Origin of the sequence: Granulicella mallensis MP5ACTX8, assembly GCF_000178955.2 — a bacterium.
Taxonomy (GTDB): Bacteria; Acidobacteriota; Terriglobia; order Terriglobales; family Acidobacteriaceae; genus Granulicella; species Granulicella mallensis.
The window spans coordinates 2,527,075-2,544,282 of record NC_016631.1; the positions used below are offsets into that span (position 1 = coordinate 2,527,075).

At 59.5% G+C, this 17,208-nt stretch carries 16 protein-coding genes; 11 read left to right on the forward strand and 5 right to left on the reverse strand.

Annotated features, from left to right (window positions below):
* Positions 1 to 87 precede the first annotated feature (87 nt).
* The 4 genes from ACIX8_RS10560 to ACIX8_RS10575 all read left to right on the forward strand — a co-directional run bounded on the left by ACIX8_RS10560 (position 88) and on the right by ACIX8_RS10575 (position 4,530).
* On the forward strand, positions 88 to 372 hold the full coding sequence (locus ACIX8_RS10560) for an ArsR/SmtB family transcription factor (RefSeq protein WP_223295510.1): 285 nt from the start codon (positions 88 to 90) through the stop codon (positions 370 to 372).
* A gap of 81 nt (positions 373 to 453) precedes the next feature.
* Positions 454 to 951 (forward strand): NuoI/complex I 23 kDa subunit family protein, encoded by a 498-nt coding sequence (locus ACIX8_RS10565; protein WP_014265330.1) that lies wholly within the window; start codon positions 454 to 456, stop codon positions 949 to 951.
* A 163-nt stretch (positions 952 to 1,114) separates the two neighbouring features.
* Positions 1,115 to 2,842, forward strand: coding sequence for a TldD/PmbA family protein (locus ACIX8_RS10570; RefSeq protein ID WP_014265331.1), 1,728 nt, complete (start codon positions 1,115 to 1,117; stop codon positions 2,840 to 2,842).
* A complete protein-coding gene (locus ACIX8_RS10575) occupies positions 2,839 to 4,530 on the forward strand; it encodes a metallopeptidase TldD-related protein (RefSeq protein WP_014265332.1) in 1,692 nt (563 codons plus the stop codon). The genes ACIX8_RS10570 and ACIX8_RS10575 overlap by 4 nt, the downstream gene beginning before the upstream one ends.
* Positions 4,531 to 4,540: 10 nt before the next feature.
* Here ACIX8_RS10575 and ybaK read toward each other — a convergent pair whose 3' ends face one another.
* From ybaK to ACIX8_RS10595, 4 genes are all read right to left on the reverse strand, one after another.
* The gene (ybaK, locus tag ACIX8_RS10580; RefSeq protein WP_014265333.1) at positions 4,541 to 5,026 is read right to left on the reverse strand and encodes a Cys-tRNA(Pro) deacylase; all 486 of its coding nucleotides are present in this window, start codon (positions 5,024 to 5,026) and stop codon (positions 4,541 to 4,543) included.
* A gap of 17 nt (positions 5,027 to 5,043) precedes the next feature.
* Positions 5,044 to 5,748, reverse strand: a complete 705-nt coding sequence (locus ACIX8_RS10585; protein ID WP_014265334.1) for an ATP-binding cassette domain-containing protein — start codon at positions 5,746 to 5,748, stop codon at positions 5,044 to 5,046.
* Positions 5,749 to 5,755: 7 nt separating this feature from the next.
* Positions 5,756 to 6,205 carry a cytochrome c maturation protein CcmE gene (locus ACIX8_RS10590; RefSeq protein WP_014265335.1) on the reverse strand — a complete coding sequence of 150 codons (450 nt, stop codon included), beginning with the start codon at positions 6,203 to 6,205 and terminating at the stop codon, positions 5,756 to 5,758.
* 80 nt (positions 6,206 to 6,285) lie between these two features.
* Positions 6,286 to 7,404: a Gfo/Idh/MocA family oxidoreductase gene (locus ACIX8_RS10595; RefSeq protein ID WP_014265336.1), complete on the reverse strand. Its 1,119-nt coding sequence runs from the start codon at positions 7,402 to 7,404 to the stop codon at positions 6,286 to 6,288.
* A gap of 385 nt (positions 7,405 to 7,789) precedes the next feature.
* Here ACIX8_RS10595 and ACIX8_RS10600 point away from each other — a divergent pair, with 385 nt between their 5' ends.
* The 3 genes from ACIX8_RS10600 (at position 7,790) to ACIX8_RS10610 (ending at position 11,659) form a co-directional block, all read left to right on the forward strand.
* Entirely contained in the window at positions 7,790 to 9,286 is a 1,497-nt protein-coding gene (locus ACIX8_RS10600; protein WP_014265337.1) for a TolC family protein, read from the forward strand.
* Positions 9,287 to 9,288: 2 nt separating this feature from the next.
* Positions 9,289 to 10,530 carry an HlyD family secretion protein gene (locus ACIX8_RS10605; RefSeq protein WP_014265338.1) on the forward strand — a complete coding sequence of 414 codons (1,242 nt, stop codon included), beginning with the start codon at positions 9,289 to 9,291 and terminating at the stop codon, positions 10,528 to 10,530.
* A gap of 172 nt (positions 10,531 to 10,702) precedes the next feature.
* The gene (locus ACIX8_RS10610) at positions 10,703 to 11,659 is read left to right on the forward strand and encodes a VTT domain-containing protein (protein WP_014265339.1); all 957 of its coding nucleotides are present in this window, start codon (positions 10,703 to 10,705) and stop codon (positions 11,657 to 11,659) included.
* Between the two features lie 84 nt (positions 11,660 to 11,743).
* On the opposite strand, the gene ACIX8_RS10615 is transcribed toward ACIX8_RS10610, so the two are convergent.
* Positions 11,744 to 12,484: an energy transducer TonB gene (locus ACIX8_RS10615; RefSeq protein WP_014265340.1), complete on the reverse strand. Its 741-nt coding sequence runs from the start codon at positions 12,482 to 12,484 to the stop codon at positions 11,744 to 11,746.
* A gap of 157 nt (positions 12,485 to 12,641) precedes the next feature.
* On the opposite strand from ACIX8_RS10615, the gene ACIX8_RS10620 reads away from it, so the two are divergent.
* Genes ACIX8_RS10620 through mtnP form a run of 4 tightly spaced genes read left to right on the forward strand, consistent with a single transcriptional unit; the run spans position 12,642 to position 17,194 of the window.
* A complete protein-coding gene (locus ACIX8_RS10620) occupies positions 12,642 to 13,871 on the forward strand; it encodes an acyltransferase family protein (RefSeq protein WP_044178350.1) in 1,230 nt (409 codons plus the stop codon).
* Between the two features lie 48 nt (positions 13,872 to 13,919).
* Positions 13,920 to 15,509 carry a UbiD family decarboxylase gene (locus tag ACIX8_RS10625; protein WP_014265342.1) on the forward strand — a complete coding sequence of 530 codons (1,590 nt, stop codon included), beginning with the start codon at positions 13,920 to 13,922 and terminating at the stop codon, positions 15,507 to 15,509.
* 24 nt (positions 15,510 to 15,533) lie between these two features.
* Positions 15,534 to 16,271 (forward strand): acyloxyacyl hydrolase, encoded by a 738-nt coding sequence (locus ACIX8_RS10630; RefSeq protein ID WP_014265343.1) that lies wholly within the window; start codon positions 15,534 to 15,536, stop codon positions 16,269 to 16,271.
* 59 nt (positions 16,272 to 16,330) lie between these two features.
* Positions 16,331 to 17,194 (forward strand): S-methyl-5'-thioadenosine phosphorylase, encoded by an 864-nt coding sequence (gene mtnP, locus ACIX8_RS10635; protein ID WP_014265344.1) that lies wholly within the window; start codon positions 16,331 to 16,333, stop codon positions 17,192 to 17,194.
* The last annotated feature ends 14 nt before the right edge of the window (positions 17,195 to 17,208 follow it).

Here is a 17,208-nt window from a genome sequence, read left to right on the forward strand (position 1 = left end):
AGTTAGATGGCTATCGAAATAGTTGGATTCAGAAATGTGTTTCCCGACTCCAAATCAAGGTTGTCGCGTCTCATAGATATGGAAAAAATGACGGACGATGAGGTCGCGCAAATAGGGAAGGCCCTGGGGGATCCCAACCGCCTGGCCATCTACACCCAGATTGCGGAGCATGAGGAACTATTCTGTGGCGAGATGCACGCCAAGCATGTGATCTCCGCGCCGACGCTGTCGCACCATCTCAAGGTGCTGACGGACCTGGGGCTCATCACCTCTCGCAAAGAGGGACTCAACGTCTACTACCGTGCGCTGCCGGAAAAGTTTGCGAATTACCTGAAATATCTAGGCCAGATCGGCTCGAAGCGCAATCGGTAATCGAGCGTCCGATCCTTTGCCGTTCACTTGTTGAAACTGGACGATAACGCGGTGAGGGCAAAGACGTATACTGGAGATCTTATGTCTATTATCCGCAACGTCGCCGCCATTGCGAAGGGTATGAGCATCACGCTCCGAGAGGGTTTCCAGCCAACCGAGGTGGAGAACTATCCGGATGGTAAAGGCCCGCTGCGCGGTGCGCAGCTTCAGGAGCGTTTCCGCGGCAAGCACCAGTTGCAGCGCGACGAGAACGGCCTTGAGAAGTGTGTGGCCTGCTTCCTGTGCGCAGCAGCCTGCCCCGCGAACTGTATCTACATCGAGGCGGCGGAGAACACCGAAGAGGTCCGCATCTCCTCGGCCGAGCGGTATGCGAAGGTCTACAACATCGACTACAACCGCTGCATCTTCTGCGGCTACTGCGTGGAAGCCTGTCCCACCGATGCGATCACGCACGGACACGGCTTCGAGCTGGCAAGCCTGAATGCAACCAGCATGGTCATGCGCAAGGAAGATTTGCTGGTGGCCATCTCGTCGGGGCTTCCGCAGTCGAACAAAGAGCATGCAGAGGTTCTGGCTTAGAGACACAGCAGCAAACGAGATCTATCAGCGGCGGGCCTTCGGGTCCGCCGTATTGCGTTGGAAGGCTTGTGATCTGACCGTTTCCGGGTGCGTTTCCTGATCTAAATCCGTTAATCACACGATGGTATGATGGCCGCTCAATCGTTGGACTGTTGAGGGAAACTTGAAGACTTTGTCGCTGCTTCGCGCCATCTCCTGCCCGTGCCTCGTAGCTGCTTTCCTGTCCTGTACCGGCACCGCTCAGACGGCGAGGAGTGGCAGTGTTTCGCCGGTGCTTAGCGCCGCTAAAACGGAGCTCGACCGGGACTTCGCAGAGCTCAAGAAGCAACCCGTTGCCCCCTATTACCTGAGCTACGAGATCATCGACTCGAATACGGCGACGGTTTCCTCGAGCTTCGGGGCGCTGGTGCATAGCGGTTCAGCTCATCGTCGTACCGCGCATATCGACGTCCGGGTGGGCGATTATGCTCTCGACAATACCCACCAGGTCCGCGGCAAAGGCCCAAGCCTGGGAGCCAGCGGTATCTCCAGTGTTGTCATCCCTGTCGATGACGATCCGCTTCCTATCCGCTCCGCGTTATGGATCGAAACCGACAAACGCTACAAGCGCGCCCTCACGCAACTGTCTGCCGTCCAGACCAACAACCAGGTCAAGGTTGAGCAGGAAGATAAGTCCGACGACTTCTCGCACGAGAAGCCCGAGCAGGCGGTTGAACCCATCCCCGAGGTGACTGTGGACCGCAAGCTATGGGAGGAGAAGACCCGCAAGTACACAGCGCCTTTCCATCGCTATGGCGATCTCTTCAACGCAACCGCCATCCTCACGGCCGATCAGGAGGCGCGCTGGTTTGTCTCCAGTGATGGCTCCATGATCCAGACTTCGACGACCTACTATCGTCTCTTCATCGAAGCCACCTCAAAGGCTCCTGATGGCATGGAACTTCCGCGCTATGAGTCCTTCGCCGCGCTTACTCCGCAAGGGCTTCCCGACGACGCCACCGTACTGAAGGCCGTGGACAAGATGATTGCGGATCTCAAGGCTCTGCGTGCCGCGCCTATCGTCGATCCCTACACCGGTCCTGCGATTCTCTCCGGCCGAGCGACTGCCGTCTTCTTTCATGAGGTCTTCGGCCATCGGATCGAGGGGCATCGCCAGAAGAATGAGGCAGAAGGACAGACGTTTAAGAAGATGGTGGGCCAGCAGGTGCTGCCGAGCTTTCTCTCTGTCGACTTCGACCCGACAATCAAACGTTATGGCGGGGTGGATCTCGTCGGCTCCTACACCTTTGACGACGAGGGTGTCAGGGCTCGTCCCGTGGTATCGGTGAAAGATGGAGTTCTCGAAAACTTCCTGATGGGACGATCGCCGATTGAAGGGTTTCCGAATTCAAACGGACATGGCCGGGCCCAGGCAGGCTTCGAGCCTGTAGCGCGTCAATCGAACCTGGTCATCGTCAATTCGAAGCCCGTTTCGCGTGAGGAGTTGAAGAAGCTGCTCATCGCCCAGATCAAGGAGCAGAATAAGCCCTTCGGTCTCTACTTCGACGATATTCAGGGAGGATTTACGCTTACGGGCCGTTCCATTCCCAACGCGTTCAATGTACAGCCCATCATGGTCTATCGCATCTATCCAGACGGCAGGGAAGAGTTAGTGCGTGGCGTGGATCTTGTCGGCACGCCGCTCACGGTCTTCAGCAAGATACTGGCTGCCGATGACGAGAAAGCCGTCTTCAACGGCATCTGCGGAGCGGAATCGGGACAGGTTCCGGTCTCTGCCAGCGGCCCGGGCATCCTTATCTCCCAGATTGAGGTCCAGAAGAAGGCGAAGTCCCAGGAGCGTCCGCCGATTCTGCCTGTACCCTTTGCGGCGGCACAAGGAGGTGCGAGATGAAGAGACATCTGCTCGTTCTCGGCCTCTTCCTTCTTGCCTCGTCGCATCTGCGTGCTCAGCAGGATGACGTCGAGACCCGCGCCATGAGGGACGAGATGCAGCGCTCCATGAAGCAGCTTCATCTCGAGGGGATGGACGGCCCTTATTACATCGCCTATAAGATCGTCGACGCCGATACGCTCGAAGCCCGAGCCAGCCTCGGTTCGCTCGTCTCCAGCGCGGAGAGTCGCAGCCGTGTTCTGTCTGTGAGTGTGCGGGTAGGAAGCTACGACCTGGACAACACCAACTTCTCACCAGCGGGGGGAGGCCTGGCCGCTCTGCTTGGCTCCCTCGCCAGCGGCAACACGGTGCTGCCGGTGGACGATAGCTACGACGAGCTTCGCCGCAAGATCTGGCTGGCTACGGACTCCGCCTACAAGAAGGCCGTTGAAGATCTCTCTGCCAAGAAGGCAGCACTATTGAACAAAAACAGGGACGAAAAGGTTCCGGATTTCAGCAAGTCGTCACCGCACCAGGAGTCCGAGACACTTCCCCTGGTCCACGAAAAACTTGCTGACGCCGAGCATCTCGTTCGTATTGCATCCGCGGTCTTTCGTACGCTGCCTTCCGTTGAAGCCTCCGAGGCGCAGTTCGAAGTCAGCAACACGACAGAGCATTTTCTCAACAGCGAAGGCACGACGTACGTTCGCCAGATTCCCACGCTCTACTTTCAGTCCTCTGCTTCGATGCAGAACGTTACCGGCGAAATCTTCAGAGATTCCTACTCCGTCTATGGACGGTCGCTTGCCGAACTGCCAGCCGAAACAGCCCTGGTACAGGGCTCGCAGGACGTCGTCGACCGTCTAACGGCGCGGCGAAAGGGGCATGTAGCCAAGCGCTACAACGGCCCAGTCCTGCTCGAAGGCCAGTCCGCGGCGGAGCTCTTTGCGCATGACTTTGCCCCTTTGCTTTCCTCTCGAATGCACTCCGGTGGGGAGGGCGGTTCACTCCTGGCATTGCTCACTGGGGCTAACACCACTTCGACCTCCAGCATGCTCAATAAGGTAGGCAGCCGAGTCCTTCCGGAGTTCCTCACGGTTGTCGACAATCCGCAGCTTACGCAGGCGGAGGGGCATACGCTCTTCGGGAACTACAAGTTCGATGAAGAAGGGACGCCTTCGCAGGAGACTGTTCTGATCCAGGATGGATTTCTGAAGACGCTTCTTACTTCACGGGCGCCTGTACGCGGCATGTTGCAGAGTACGGGAAACATGCGGGAACGCGGCATCCTTGCCGGCAATCTTTTTTTGAACTCGACAAAATCCGCTTCGACGGATGAGCTCAAGACGCAACTCATCGACCTTTTGAAGGCACGGAACCTCGAATTCGGCATCATTATTCGACGACTCTCTGGGAATATTGCGACCGAGTGCTCTCGCGTGTACCCCGATGGCCATGAAGAGGCTCTCCGCGACGCACGTGTGGCCGAAGTGACGGCCAGCTCATTCAAGGATATTCTGGCCGTCTCCAAGGACCGTACTGTGTATACCGAGCGTGTGGCGGCTAACTCGCTCGCGGGGCTGTTGTCTCATGGGGATCTCATCACCTACGTTGTGCCTGACATGCTCTTTGAAGATATGACGGTGGAGCATGTCCCCAACGAATCTCCCAAGCTGCCTGATATTCCAAGCCCTCTGGCTGCGAATTGACCAGTATTGGTTAGGTCTTGGTGAGATCCGCCAGCTCGGCGTTGGTGGCGCGGAGGTAGTCCGCAGGCTTCATGAGAAGCTGCAGGCCGCGCTGCCCGGCGGAGATCGAGAGAATGTCGAAGAGTTCGATGGTCTCGTCGGCGAAGGCGCGAAAAGGCTTTTTTGCGGAGAGCACTGTTACGCCGCCGCGGATGTAGCCGGTGAGCGGTTCCACTTCTTTTAATGCGGCCAATTCAGCGTTGCGTGCTCCAGCAGCGGCGGCGAGTTTCTTGAGATCGAGTTCGCTGTCGCCGGGAATGACGGCAAAGATGTGTTCCTTGTCGCTGGTATGGGTGAGTAGCGTTTTGAAGACCTGCTCGGGCGGCAGACCGATCTTGTGCGCGACCGAGATCGCGGTGAGATCGTTGGGATCGACTTCGTATGGGCGTAGTTCGTATGCGATGCCGAGGGAGTCGAGCAGGCGTGCGGCGTTCGTCTTGGTGGGCTTCGGTGGCATTGGGTTTCGAGAACGAGTTACGAGTTTTGAGCAGCGAGTTGCGAGATCTCTTCGCGCTCCGCGATGCGGCCTTCGCGGAGGGTCAGGACGAGGCTTGCCAGGGGGTGTGCGAGCTCCGGCTGATGCGTGGTGAGCAGCAGCGTGCGCCGGGTGCCGTGGACTGAAGGTGTAGCCAGGTAGTTTCGCAGGCGCTCGACCATGCTGCGGGCTGAGGCGGCGTCGAGATTGGAAAAGGGTTCGTCGAGCAGAAGCAGGTCGGGCTCGGTGAGGAGCACGCGGGCCAGGGAGGCGCGTTGACGCATGCCCTGCGAGTAATCGCCGACGCGACGCGGGAGCGCGGGGTCCAGGCCTACGTCGCGTAGCGCCTGTTCCGGAGAGAGGGGGCGGGGAGCCTCGTCGGCATGCAGGCTGGCGAAGTATTGGAGATTCTCGAGGCCGGTGAGTTCGTCGTACAGCATGGTCGCGTGGCTCATGGTGGCGACGCGGTGGCGCTGATCGATTGGCTTTCCGCCGAAGACCGAGACCGTGCCGTAGCTCGGCGTGGCGAGGCCGGCGACGAGCTTCAGTAGAGTGGATTTACCCGCGCCGTTCTCTCCGAGCAGGACGACGCTGGCCCCGGCCGGAAGGCTCAGCGAGACGTCGCGGAGAGCGGCGAAGTTGCCGTAGAGGCGCGAGACGCGATGAAGGACGACGGCTTCGTCAGATGCGGGGAGACTGGTCACGGATGGGTTAGTTGTTGAGCTTTGCGACGTTCCCTGTGGGGGCTGCGCTGGGCTTGGCGGCAGGGGCGTACTTGCTGGCGCACTTGGCCTGGAGCTGGGTCGCGTGGAAGACGCCGTCGCGGCCATAGGTGCCGATGGCGAGGGCCTGGGCATCATCCTTGAATGAGTCAGGTGGCGGCTCCGCGCCCTGGTAGTTCACGCGCAGCAGCTTACCCTGTTCCACCAGCGTGAAGGTGGCGTTGGTGCCGACGTGATTGATGCTGCCGGGCTGGACGTTGCCGGCCACGCGCAGGTGGCGGGTGTAGGCCCTGTTGCCCAGCTGCTGCAGCTCGCCGATGGTGACGTAGTACTGCTTGGAGTCGCCTGAGGCGGAGAGGGCGAGCCAGGCGACGGTCGCCAGAACGATCACGCCTGCGATGATGAACTTTACCGGGGACTTTTGGCTCTGATTCTTCACAATGAATTTAGTTTATCGCGAGCCCACCCATCGCATGGCAATCCTGTGCGATGAATGGGCTCCCGACAAAAATCTGACAATTATTCGAAGGTAACGGACAGGGTGCGCCGCTCGTGGCTGCTCTGCCGTGCCAGCTCCAGCAACTGGATGACGCGGAAGCCGTCCTCGGAGGGGATGGCCAGCGGAGCTTCGCCGCGAATGGCGTCTCGAACGTTGGCATAGAACAGCCGGTAGTCGCCGGTGACGCTGGGATAGGGATTGCGGGCGATCTGTATGGGCTCGTTCAGGTCCGTTCCGACGGCCAGCGTGCCCCAGGCCGATTCGGGTTCGGGCAGCCAGGCTTCCGGGGCTCCCAGTTGTGGCGGGCGGGCGCCGCCGAGCAGGGCAGACTCCTGCGGATCGAGGCCCTGTTTGGTGTAGCTGCCGAGCGTTCCGTGTACGCGGAAGCGGGGCGAGGCGTTGGCTGCCAACATGGTGGCGTGGCACTCGTAGCGCAGGCTGCGGGTGTCGCCGTTGGCGGATTTGACGTCGTATTCGAGGACGATGTCGAAGGCGTCATCGATATCGGTCTTGTCCCGGTCGGTGCGGACGCTGCCGGTGATGCGCGCGGGAAGTCCGAAGAGTGCAACCGCCTGATCGACGAGATGCGGCCCGAGGTCGAAGAGCAGACCGTTGGGGTCGCCTCCAATCTCCTTCCATGTGCCCGCACGTTGCAAGGGGCGAAAGCGGTCGAAGTGGGCCACGACCTGGGTGATGCGTCCCAGCGTTCCTTCGCGATGCAGCTTGCTGATGGTAAGGAAGTCGGTGTCGTAGCGGCGATTGTGGAAGGGCGCGAGGATGCGGCCGTACTGCCTGGCGAGGTCGATCAGTGTGCGGGCGGCAGTGGCGCTGGTGGTGAGGGGCTTGTCGACGACGACGTGCTTGCCGGCCTGCAGGGCCTGGGAGGCCAGGTCGAAGTGAGTCTCGTTGGGCGTGCCGACGACGATGAGGTCGATGCTGGGATCGGCAAAGGCCTCTTCGGGAGAGCGCAGGATGCGGGCGGTGGGATAGGCGGCGGCTGCGGTGTCGCCGGAGCGCTGGACGATGGCCGTGAGCTCCAGTCCGGGAACCGCGGCGACGAAGGGGCAATGGAAGACCTTGCCGGCGAGACCGAAGCCGAGGACGGCGGTCCGAATGGGGGCGGGGGAGGGAGTGCTCATAGGGGCTATCGTACGAGAAGGAAACAGGAATCAGGAAGTGCCCCGGTTCTCCGGTTGTATTTCATGAGCTCACGGCCAAAGCCTGTCATTTCTCCGCTCCCGTTGGTCGGTCGAAATGACAGGCCGTGGGGTAGGTTTGTAAGTACAGTGATGTGCCAACCTGACCGCATTTGATCCAAGCCCTGGCAATTCCTTCCAGAGGGCTGTTTCCTCGTTTCCTGTTTCCTCTCCCTACAATTTCCGCAGCAACTTTTGCATACATCCCGGGGGAGGGTGCATCTAGTACTAGGAATAGTCTTTAGGTCTACGAGGAATAGTCTTTGCGTCTGGCAGGTGGCAGGAAGATTTATAACCGGGGCGTGGTAAACGATTTAGCATGAGAGATATGGTCAAAGTGAATAAGCGTGCGTTTCCCAATGCGCTCGCCCTTCTGCTGGCGGTGGCAGGTGTGCCGGCAGTGGCGCAGAGCAGCGGAGGCAGCAGCACTACTGACTCATCCAGCAATATTCAGTCGGTGACGGCGGTGCAGCAGCAGCTTTCGCAGCCAGGGCCGAGTGTCACCCCGTCGAGTGCGGCCGATTCCTCTTTTCGCGGCAGTATCGTTCGTGACAAGGCGACGGGCGACGTATTGCAGTTGACGCTCGACGATGCCATGCAGCGCGGGTTGCGCAATAACCTCGGGCTGGTATTGCAGACCTCCAACGAAAAGTCAGCCAACGGACAGCGTTTGCAGCAGCTCCAGGAGCTTCTGCCGACCGTGAAGGGCTCGGCTTCGATCGAGGTGCAGCAGATCAACCTGGCGGCGTACGGCCTGAAGTTTCCGGGGCTGAACCCGATCATCGGACCGTTCCAGGTGGTGGATTTCCGGGCATATCTGACGCAGAAGCTGGTGGATCTGCAGTCGCTCGAGAACTACATCTCCTCAAGGCATAACTTTGAAGCGGCAAAGCTCAGCGCACAGGACGCCCGCGACCTGGTGGTGCTGACGGTCGGCAATGCGTATCTGCTGTGCATCGCGGACGCGGCCCGTATCGAGGCCGTGAAGGCGGATATGGCGACCTCCAAGGTATCGCTCGATCAGGCGACCGCGGCGCATGAGGCGGGCACGAGTCCCAGGCTCGATGTGCTGCGGGCCCAGGTGGACTATCAGAACGAGGATCAAAACCTGATTGCGACGACGAACCAGTTGGCCAAGGACAAGCTGGCTCTGGCTCGGGCGATCGGCCTGCCGCTGGAGCAGAAGTACGAGCTGGCCAATACGGAGCCCTTCGCGGCGTTAGATACTCCCGATCCCGAGACTGCCTTTCAGGCGGCGCTGAAGCAGCGCAAAGATCTGGCAGCGATGGCCGAGCAGTTGAAGGCGGCGCAGGCGAGCAAGAAGGCGGCGTTTGACAGCCAGTTGCCCACGGCGAGCTTCAGTGGCGACTACGGCGATATGGGCACGACGCCGGGTCACTCGCACGGAACGTTTACGGCGACGGGGCAGGTATCGGCTCCGATCCTGCAGATTGCCAAGACGCGCGGCCAGGAAGAGGTTGCCGGGGCGCAGTTCGATCAGACGCAGGCGAAGCTCTCCGACCAGGTGCAGCAGGTGAATGCGGATGTTCGCGATGCGATTCTGGACATCCAATCCTCGGCCAAGCTGGTTGAGGCGACCAAGAGCAATGTGGACCTCGCGCACGAAGCTTTGAGCGAAGCGCAGCAAAGATTCAAAGCGGGTGTCGAAGACAGCCTGCCGGTGTCGCAGGCCCTGTCTGCGGACGAGCAGGCGAACGATCAATACATCAGCGCGCTCTACCAGCACAATGTTGCGAAGCTTTCGCTTGCACGGGCGCTGGGTGTGGCGTCGACGAACTACAAAGACTATCTGGGAGGGAAGTAAGCGTGGCCGATCAGAACGAACAAAAGAATAATCAGGGCGCAGAGAACGCGCCTGAGGCGGAACCGGCACCTAAGAAGTCAAAGAGGGGCATTGTCCTGGTCGTGGTCTTGATCCTGGCGATTGCTGCAGGCTTCTATTTCTGGCGCTCCACCTTTACCGAGGATACCGACGACGCACAGGTCGATGGCGACCTGTACCAGGTCAGTGCGCGTGTTGCCGGCCAGGTGGTACACGTCGACGTCACGGATAACCAGTTGGTGAAGGCCGGCGACCCGATTGCCGAGGTAGATCCCAAGGACTTTGAGGTTGCCCTGGCCCAGGCCAATGCAAACCTTGCCAGTGCCCAGGCGGACCTCGAGCAGGCGAGAGTAAACCTGCCCATCACCCACGTGAATGTGCGTACCAGCGTTTCGACCTCCGGGTCGGATGTTCTGGGAAGCCAGGCATCCCTGTCACAGGCCCAGGCCAATGTGGCGGCAGCCCAGTCTCGTGTGGACCAGGCGCAGGCCAATGCGGTGAAGGCCCAGCTGGATGTGGACCGTTACACGCCGCTGGTGGCCAAGGACGTGATCTCCAAGCAGCAGTTCGACGCTGCGGTGCAGCAGGCTGCGGCGACGAAGGCCGCGCTGGCTGAGGCGGAGCGTTCGGTCAAGGCCCAGCAGGACCAGGTAAGCTTCGCGCAGCAGCATGTGGCGCAGTCGCAGGCGCAGGCCCAACAAAGCGCTCAGAACGCTCCCGGCCAGGTGAAGGCACAGCAGGCACGCATCCAGGCGGCGATCGCCGAGGTGGCGCAGGCCCAGGCCAAGGTCGACCAGGCTCAGCTGAATCTTGGGTACACGAAGATTGTTGCCCCGATTTCGGGTATCGTCAGCAAGAAAAATGTGGATGTGGGCGAGAACCTCAGCGTTGGGCAGGATCTGTTGACGGTAGTTCCGCTGGACAACCTGTGGGTCACGGCAAACTTCAAGGAGACCCAGCTCAAGCAGATGAAGGTTGGGCAAGAGGTCGATCTGAAGGTGGATGCGCTCGGCGGACGGAAGTTCAAGGGCGAATTGCAGCAGATTGGCGGAGCCACGGGCTCGCGGCTCAGCCTGTTTCCGCCGGAGAACGCGACGGGCAACTATGTGAAGGTTGTGCAGCGTATCCCGGTTCGTATCAACTTTACGAACCTGGAAGCCGAAAATAAGGATCACGCGCTACGGCCTGGCATGTCGGTCACACCGGATGTAACGGTAAAACAATAATCGACTGCTGGTTGCTAACGGACGAAACGTTGAGCCGTCCAAAAAACAAGACGAGAAGAGACAATGGCCCGGAGCAATCCGGGCCTTTTTTTCTTTATGCGACTCGCAAGGTTTGCGAACATCTACTTAGCATCAGAACAAGTAAGTTTATATTGCTTGGAAGGGAACACTTATGACTTGGATGATGGGCTTGCTGCTGCGTCACACGTACTCGGTGATCTTTGGCTGGGTATTTGTGGAGCAGGCCGGCCTGCCGATTCCCAGTATTCCTCTGATGCTGGCTGCGGGAACCATGAGCGCTGCCCATAAGGTGCATGTCGCCTATGCACTGCCGGTGGTGATGCTGGCGTGCCTGATTGCCGATTCCATGTGGTACTTCCTGGGCAAGCGCTACGGCACCAAGGTGCTGGATCTGCTGTGCCGGTTTTCGCTGGAGGCTGCAACCTGCGTGAGCAGGACGCAGGGGTCGGTGACCAAGCGCGGCGCCTTCACGCTGCTGTTTGCGAAGTTCGTCCCCGGCCTGAGCACGATGGCCGCTCCGATTGTGGGACAGGCAAAGATTCCCTATCCGACCTTTGTTATCTACGACATGGCCGGTACGCTGATCTGGGCGAGCGTGTGGCTGTTTGCCGGACGCTTCTTCGGCGATCTGGCCAAGCGCAGCAGCGATTTCTTCGCCGCGCTGGGACACTTTGCCGGCCTGCTGGTGGTATTGATGGTGATTGGCGTCGTAGTTTACCGGTTGGTAAAACGGCGTCAATTTGTCACAGAGCTGCGCGGACTTCGGCTGGAGCCGACCCAGTTGCTGGCTATGATCGACGATGCCAAGCGGGAGGGTAAGGAGCTTCCGTTCATCGTAGACCTGCGGCATCCGCTCGACCTGCTGCCCGATCCCCGCGTGCTGCCCGGTGCCCTGCGGATTGGGCCCGATCAGTTGAAGGAACGCAGCATGATGATCCCGCGCGATCGCGATATCGTGCTTTATTGCACGTGTCCGAGCGAGGAGACCAGCGCCAAGGTGGCGATGGAGCTACGTCGCATGGGTGTGCGGCGGGTGAGGCCGCTGCGTGGTGGCCTGCAGGGATGGAAGGATGCTGGCTTTCCGTTAGAGATTATCGAGCTGGTCTAAATAGAGCAGTTATCAGGTGTCAGTTCTCCATTTTCAGTGTCTTTCCTGACAACGGAGAACTGACAACCTACTTTAAAGGCCGTTTTAGCCACTGATTTTAAAAGAGATGCTGAACGTGGTTTCGACCTCGGTGGGTTGGTTGTTCAGCAGATACGGGCGGTAATGGGCTGCGCGGACGGCTTCAAGAGCCGCAGCCTGAAGCATGGCCGGGCCGCTGACGACGTGAGCGCTTTCGATGTGGCCGGTCCTGGAGATGACCGCCTGTATGATGACCGTGCCTTCGGTATGGGAGAGCTTCGCGATCTGCGGGTAGTCAGGGCGGATGGGCGCGAGCAGCATGCCGCTTGAGACTCCCGAGGAGATATGCGTGGGGCCGCCACCTCCCGTTTTTGGAGTCGCTACGACGACATGTGGAGAGGAACTGCCGCCGGGGTCCAGGCTGAAAGGCTGACTGGGGGCGCCCATGCCAAGGCCCAGTGGGTTGGCAGTCGGAGCGTTGCTGGGGGAGGTGCTTTCTATGAAGGTGCGAGTGACCCCTGAAGGCGCATTTGTGGCGGGTGCCGTGGGTGCCGACATGGGGGAACTGGATGCGCTTTCCATGCGAACCCGGGGACGAGGCGGAGGCGGCGGGGGTTGAGGTGGGCGCGGCGGCGGCGCGATGAGCGTCATCATGGGCGCGCGCAGCTTGATGGCCTCCGGGTGGAGCAGCGGCACTGCGATGATGGTGGCGGCGATGGCTGCCTGAATGGCAACCGAGATCACGGTGGGCCAGCGATTGCGGGCTTTTAAACGTGTGGTGGATTCGACGAGAGATCCTTCAAACATGGCGGCACCCCGATGTGAGATCGATGGCGCATCCAGGCGAGGAATGCGATTACTGGCTTAGACACCGCTGTGAAGCTTGATGTTCCCCTTGCATCTGAAGAGGAAGCGATTTGAGTTCGCCGTGACGGGGCAGGGTGTTCGCGAGATGATAGGACAGATGGCTATTACGCAGACGGTTTCGCAAACAGTTTCGCAAACAGAGAGAACGGTTTCGAAGCCGGGACGGGTGCTGTCGGTAGACGTGCTTCGCGGCATCACGATTGCGCTGATGATCCTGGTCAACGATCCGGGCGATTGGGACCATATCTTCGGGCAGCTGGACCATGCTGCCTGGAACGGCTGGACGCTGACCGACATGGTCTTTCCGGCGTTTCTGTTCCTGATGGGTGCGTCGATCATCTTCTCGCTGCAAGCGCGTATTGCACGGGGGAACTGCAAGGGCACGCTTGCCGGGCATATCTTTGCGCGCGCGGGAAAGATTCTTGCGCTGTACTGGGTGCTGGCCTTCTTTCCGCGAATGCACTGGACCATCCGCTGGTTTGGCGTACTGCCGCGTATCGCGCTGTGCTACCTGCTGGCGAGCCTGGTGCTTCTGGCGACGCGACGGGTGCGTGTGCTGATTGCGATCGTTGCGTTCCTCCTGGTGGGCTACTGGGTGCTGCTGCGGTGGGTCCCTGTGCCGGGACTGGGGACGCCGATGCGGGACATTCCGTTTATGGACCAGAACGCAAACCTGGCCTCGTGGATAGACCGCGGGGTGAGCTCCTGGTCGCTGCGGTGGCTGCATACAGGCACGCTGTATCGCAAGACGCGAGACCCTGAAGGCCTGCTGAGCACGCTGCCCGCAGTGGCTACGACGCTGCTGGGGGCTTTGGCTGGGATGTGGATGATCAACGGCCAGCGCGTGGTGAACGGAATGCGCCGGATGCGCATTGGACTGGCGGCGATGGGAGTGGCTGGAGTCGCCGCAGGAGTTCTCTGGTCGCGATGGTTTCCGATCAACAAGAACCTTTGGACTTCAAGCTTTGTGCTGCTCATGGCGGGATGGACGGCCCTGGCGCTTGCTGGCTGTTCGTGGCTGATCGACGATCGGCCTCAGCCCTGGCCGCGCTGGCTGCGCATTTCGAGCTGGCCCTGGCTGGTATTTGGGTCCAATGCGATTGCAGCGTTTACGGTATCGGTCATCCTTGTGAAGGTGCTGCTGTTCTTTAAGATTGCGGATTCGGACGGCGATAAGAACAACCTCTGGGGTGTGATCTATGAGTCAGTTTTTGCGCGCAATGGATCGACGAACTGGACATCGCTGGCATTCGCGGTAAGCTTCGTGGTGATTTGTTTTTTACCGAACTGGTGGTTATGGCGGAAGAAGATCTTTCTGAAGCTGTAGGGCGTGGTTCGGAAGTGAAGAAGGCAACAGTAACAACAGGAGAAGATTTTGGGATACGAAAGCTTGCGGGATTGGTTGAAGGCGCTGGATCGGGCGGGCGAGTTGACGCGCGTCAAGGCGGAGGTATCACCGATCCTGGAGATGGCGGAGCTGGCCGATCGGGCGTCCAAGAGCGGCAAGGGCACTGCAAAGGCCGGTGGTCCGGCGCTGTTGTTCGAGAATGTGACCGGCTATAAGGGCACGCAGGTGTTGATGAACCAGTTCGGGAGCGAGCGGCGGATGAAGATGGCGCTCGAGGTCGATCACCTGGACGATATCGCCAAGCGCATCGAGACGCTGCTGCACCCGGTTGCTCCCGCGGGTTTCATGGACAAGCTCAAGATGCTGCCGATGCTGGCAGAGGTTGGAGGGTTCTTTCCGAAGCGGATCGAGGCCAAGAATGCGCCGTGCAAGGAAGTCATTCTGCGGGGTGCGGATGTTGATGTTCTGAAGTTTCCGGTGCTGCAGACCTGGCCGCAGGATGGTGGGCGATTTATTACGCTGCCCTGTGTCGTTACGCGTGATCCCAAGTCAGGGAAGCGCAACGTCGGCATGTATCGCATGCAGGTCTATGACGGAAAGACCACGGGCATGCACTGGCAGCGCCAGAAGGTTGCCGCGGAGCACTTTCGCGAGCGCATGCGTGGGGCGACCCAGGATGCTGCGGGCGCTGTCGATGTCATGGCTCTGACTGCAGGTGGAACGACGGCGGCCGTCGATACCAGCAGTGTTCCTCAGACCGTGCTGACGAAGATTCGCGGCGAGCGGATGGAGGTGGCGGTAGCCATCGGCACCGATCCGGCGACGACGTTTTCTGCGATTGTGCCTGCACCCCCTGAGGTAGAGGAGTACCTGATCGCGGGCTTCCTGCGCCAGAAGGCTTTGGAGATTGTGAAGTGCGAGACGGTCGATCTCGAGGTTCCGGCGACGGCGGAGATCGTGCTCGAAGGCTATGTCGAGTTGGGTGAATTGCGTACCGAAGGGCCGTTCGGCGACCACACAGGTTTTTACACGATGCAGGATGAGTACCCGGTCTTTCACATCACCTGCATCACGCATCGCAAGGACCCGATCTATGCGGCGACGGTGGTGGGCAAGCCTCCGATGGAGGACGCGTGGATGGGCAAGGCCGTAGAGCGCATCTTCCTGCCGCTGATGAAGCTGACGCTGCCGGAGATCGTCGATGTGAACCTGCCGGCGGAGGGGGTGTTCCACAACCTGATGATCGTGAGTATCCGCAAGAGCTATGCGGGACAGGCGCGCAAGGTGATGAACGGCATCTGGGCGATGGGGCAGGCGATGTTCACCAAGTGCGTGATCGTCGTCGACGAAGACTGCGATGTGCAGGACGTAGCCGAGGTGACTCTGCGGGTGACGAACAACATCGATCCGGAGCGTGACATCCAGTTCACGCTGGGACCGGTGGACTCGCTGGACCACGCGTCGCGGCTGCCGAACTTCGGCAGCAAGATGGGGATCGACGCGACGCGGAAGTGGGCTGCGGAAGGGTTTACGCGTCCCTGGCCGCAGATGCTGACGATGCCGGCAGAGGTGAAGTCGAAGGTGGATCGCATCTGCAAGGGGCTGGGGATTGAGTAAAGAATTCAAGAAACCGGGGATTGAATGCGAATTCGCGTATGCGGAGTGGTTCTTGGTTGTTTAGTCTTTGCAGGGAGCATATCCGCTCAACAAACAGGCGCATTCAGCAGGAAGAACACGTGGACTGTTTTCGCGGAGTACTCCAATACCTCAAGCCATATCGTTGCGGGCGCGGCGCGGCAGAGAAAACTTGCCGATCTGGGCTTTGCGTATACGCGGCGTGTTGTGCGATTTTGGGGAACCGACCTGAGCTATCAAGCTGAACTGCGTCCGGTGATGTTTGAAAGCGATCCTTTACAGATCAACAGGTACCAGTTCACCCCTTCGGGAATCAGTTTGCCATCTCCGGCCTCTGAGATTCAGACCGCTACGGTGGTATCTCCATGCCAACCTGGTTCTGGGAAGAGTATTTTCCCAGGCGGGACAGAGACCTATAACACTACTTGCGGCCGGCAATGGACCTTTGGAGAGGGCTTTTCTCCGGTGGGCTTTAAATACTCGATGAGGACGCGGCACAAAATACAGCCGTTTCTCATCGGAACGCTCGGGTACATGTATACGAGCCGACCGGTGCCTGTTTCCGATGCGGAGTCCTTCAACTTCCTCATCGATGTGGGGGCGGGTGTAGAGGTTTTTCGTTCGAAGACGAAGTCGATTGCGGTGGAATGTCGTGTGCATCACTTTTCCAATTGGGACACGGCTCAAGACAATCCTGGAACGGATAACGTGATGTACAAAGTGTCTTACAGCTTCGGAAAATAGTGTGGACGGTATACTTTCCAAGGCACTAGTACGCTGATTTTGATTGTAGGAGACAGGGTTTGTCGAAGGCAGAGATTGGAATTATCGGTGGCAGCGGTTTGTATGGCATGGCAGGACTTACGGAAGTACGCGAAGAACGTGTCGAGACACCGTTCGGAGACCCCAGCGACCCATTTGTCCTTGGTAAGCTCGAAGGCCGCAACGTTGCCTTTCTGGCACGGCATGGCAAGGGCCATCGCATTCTGCCAAGTGAGCTGAACTTCAAGGCCAACATCTACGCGATGAAGAAGCTGGGTGTGACGAGCATCCTGAGCGTGAGCGCGGTAGGCAGCCTGAAAGAAGAGCACAAGCCTACGGACTTTGTGATTCCCGATCAGTTCATCGACCGTACGTTCGACCGCACGGCGACGTTCTTTGGCAATGGGGTTGTAGGCCATGTGGGCTTTGGCGACCCGATATGCCCGATCGTGAGCGATGTGTTCGTGAAGGCTTGCGAAGAGGTAGGCGTCGTCGGCAAGAAGGGCGGCACGTATGTGTGCATGGAAGGGCCGCAGTTCTCGACACGCGCGGAGTCTAACCTGTATCGCTCGTGGGGTGCGGATATCATCGGCATGACCAACCTGCAGGAGGCGAAGCTCGCCCGCGAGGCTGAGATTAGCTATGCGACTCTGGCGATGGTGACGGACTACGATTGCTGGCGCGAAGGCCACGACGATGTGACCATCGAGCAGGTGATTGCAGTGATGCATCAGAACTCCGGCAACGGGCAGAAGGTCGTGAAGGCTGCCGTGCGATTGATGCCCTCGGATCTGAGCGCAAGTCCCGCACAGACGGCAGCGAAGTTCGCGATCATGACCGATAAGGCGGTTATTCCGGCGGAGACGAAGGCGAAGCTGGATGTGCTGTTTGGGAAGTATTGGTAGCCCTGCGGGCTTTG